The sequence below is a fragment of the Thermogemmatispora sp. genome (assembly GCF_019683755.1).
Classification (GTDB): domain Bacteria; phylum Chloroflexota; class Ktedonobacteria; order Ktedonobacterales; family Ktedonobacteraceae; genus Thermogemmatispora.
The window spans coordinates 1-2,779 of record NZ_JADGHT010000479.1 but is presented as its reverse complement, the minus strand read 5'-3'; the positions used below and the strand labels follow the sequence as shown (position 1 = coordinate 2,779).

3 protein-coding genes and 1 pseudogene are annotated in these 2,779 nt (G+C 65.6%); all 4 read right to left on the bottom strand.

Going from position 1 to position 2,779, the window contains the following annotated elements:
- Positions 1 to 44: 44 nt before the first annotated feature.
- Complete coding sequence (locus IRZ24_RS19030) at positions 45 to 944, bottom strand: M23 family metallopeptidase (protein ID WP_297167923.1); 900 nt, start codon at positions 942 to 944, stop codon at positions 45 to 47.
- Between the two features lie 313 nt (positions 945 to 1,257).
- The gene (gene thiS / locus IRZ24_RS19025; RefSeq protein WP_287267928.1) at positions 1,258 to 1,491 is read right to left on the bottom strand and encodes a sulfur carrier protein ThiS; all 234 of its coding nucleotides are present in this window, start codon (positions 1,489 to 1,491) and stop codon (positions 1,258 to 1,260) included.
- 70 nt (positions 1,492 to 1,561) lie between these two features.
- On the bottom strand, positions 1,562 to 2,299 hold the full coding sequence (thiE, locus tag IRZ24_RS19020; RefSeq protein ID WP_297167917.1) for a thiamine phosphate synthase: 738 nt from the start codon (positions 2,297 to 2,299) through the stop codon (positions 1,562 to 1,564).
- A gap of 25 nt (positions 2,300 to 2,324) precedes the next feature.
- Positions 2,325 to 2,779 (bottom strand): annotated as a pseudogene (locus IRZ24_RS19015) (thiazole synthase); the annotation flags it as partial.

Here is a 2,779-nt window from a genome sequence, read left to right as displayed (position 1 = left end):
CTGCTACGGTTCTCTATTTCAGGTAGGGGGACGAAGAAGGAGCGTCAGGCGGGGAAAAGGGGAGCGGGACGACCCGGGATGATGGAGTTGCGTCGCAGTCGCTTCCCGTTGATGGTGATGGGAACGGCTTGCCATTGGCCGTTGATGGCGCGCTCGGCGTGCAGGTGAATGTGGGGCTCGCTGGTGTTGCCGGAGTTGCCGATACGTCCCAGGTAGTCACCGACACGGACCTCTTGCCCGGGCCGGACAGCGACGCTGCCTTGCTGCAGGTGGGCCACGAGCAGGTGCACCTCGGGCCTGGCAGCGCTGCGCATGAGGACGTAGTTACCGAGGGGACGCTGAGGGTCTGTGCTGCCGATGGGCTGATCGGGTAGACGGTTTTCGCAGTTGAGGACGATGCCGTCGATGGGTGATAGCACCGGCTGCCCAAAGCTGTGGTAGGCCGTCAGCGGGCGGGGAAAGAGGCTGAAGCCGGACGTTCTGCGGCCCAGGGCATCGATCACGGTGAGATCGAGGGCATAGGCCTGGGTGGGAGCTTTTAATCCGTGGTAGTTGACCAGGCGGGAGTGGCCGCCCTGCCCAACGAAGAGACGTCGTGGACAGGGCGAGGCCAGGTCAAGGCCCGGCTGCCCAACGTTGCGGCGAACCCTCCACTCGAGCAGCAGCCAGGCCCCCACGACGAGCGCGATGGCCAGCCAGTCCTGTTTGAAGAGCAGGAGAGCGAGCAAAGCCAGCAGCCAGGCGTACTGAAGGTAGAGACTGAGCCTATCCCACATCGTGATGAAGAGGATCCAGGTGAGGGCCAGGGCCGCGAGAGCTGGCCCCAGAGCCAGAGGGCCGCTGGATAGATAGCCAGTCAGTATCAGCATCCCGAGAGGATAGACTACCCCCATCACGAGCAGCCAAAGCCTCATCGATGTGAGATTGAATTTCACGGGTTCCATTCTACACTTCCTCCTTGCCAGCGAATCCAGTTTTCTGAGCTTCTCGACAGGTGAGATCACACTGACCGACGGGAACGAAGTGACGATTCCTGGCAATGACATCGTAGAGAGGCTGACCCGCCCCAAGCCTGGAGAGAAGCCAGCAAAAGGCTGCCGCTGGCCAGAGAAGTGGCACCCTGCTCATGATCTGCACCAGACTATCACAGCCGTTTACGTAAGCTTCAGAGGCACGTGAGGCATCTTCGGCCAACGATAGCAGGTAAGCTGCCAATCAAGGGCGGCCCCACCTCAGAGGGAGGCAGGGCTTAGCCACTCAGCCACCGCCGACCATCGTGACCAGCTCCAGGCGACAGCCCTCGTGCAGGCGCGTTTCGGCGAAGCGCTCGCGCGGCACAATGACACCGTCGAGCATGGCCACAACGCGGCCCGGCGTCAGGGCGAGCTGCCCCAGAAAGTCGGCGATGGTGCTCTCGCGCGGGACATGCCAGGGCTGGCCGTTCGCGACGATGGTCATCAGTTCCACCTGGGATGCTGCATCTTCTGCCATTGGTCTATATGTCCCCTCCTTTCTTGCTTGCTTGCTTGTTTGTTTGCTTACACTTTTCTGTGGCTGGCTTTCAGGTTGCCGGACTGTTATGGGATGCCGTCGGCGGGCCTGGCTGCCAGCGGGCCCGGCTGCCAGCGGCCAGAGCCTGGCGTAGCGCATCCACGGCCTGGGCCACAGAGGCGGCACCGTAGATGGCCGAGATGACGGCGATGCCGTCGGCTCCAGCGGCAATGGCCTGGGCGGCATTGGCGGCGCTGAGACCGCCGATGGCCAGCAGCGGCAGCCGAGGCCAGCGGTCGCGCAGTTGTCGCAGCAGCGTGGGGCCAGCGCCGGCCTGGCCGGGATGAGAGGGTGAGGGGAAGATGGTGCCAGCCAGCAGATAATCGGCGCCGGAGGCAACCGCCTCTTCCGCTTCGGCCAGCGAGTGGACGGAGGCCCCGAGCAGCAAGGATTGCCCCCAGCGCTGGCACAGGGAGCGGACGACGACCAGCGGCAGCGAGCGCCTGCCGAGCTGGACGCCGTCGGCGCCGACAGCCAGGGCCACATCGAGGCGGTCGTTAATGATCAGGCGGGCACCGTGCTGGCGCGCCAGCGGCCCCAGAATGGTCGCCAGCTCGTAGAGCCGGGCCGCTGACAGCCCCGGACCGCGTAGCTGGAGGAGATCGATCCCCGCCTCCAGGGCCTGGCGCGCGACCTCGACCAGGGCCGGATGTCGCTCATCGGTGACCAGGCAGAGCAGCGGCCTCTCACCCAGGGGCAGACCCGCTGTTCGCTCTCCTCCGGCGACTGATGCACTCTCTTCCGGCATACACCGTTCTCACTCGTTGGCTCGCTCAGGATGGGCTGCCGACCAGGCCAGTCAGGGGGCTGCTGGCCACGGCCTGGGGACGGCGCGGGATGCGTCCGGCCAGGAAGGCGGCCCGCCCGGCTTCGATGGCCAGTTTCATGGCGCGCGCCATCAGCACAGGGTTGCCGGCCTGGGCGACGGCGGTATTGATCAGGCAGGCGGCAGCCCCCAGTTCCATCGCCAGGGCAGCATCCGAAGGGGCGCCGATGCCGGCGTCGACAATGACGGGGACACGCGCCTGCTCGATGATGATCTGGATCTGCGGCAGGTTGAGCAGCCCCTGACCGGAGCCGATGGGTGAGCCGAGGGGCATGACGGTGACGGCGCCGGCATCCTGCAGGAGCCGGGCCAGGACGGGGTCGGCGTTGATGTAGGGCAGGACCTCGAAGCCCTCTTTGACGAGCTGGCGCGTGGCTTCCAGGGTGGCGACGGGATCAGGCA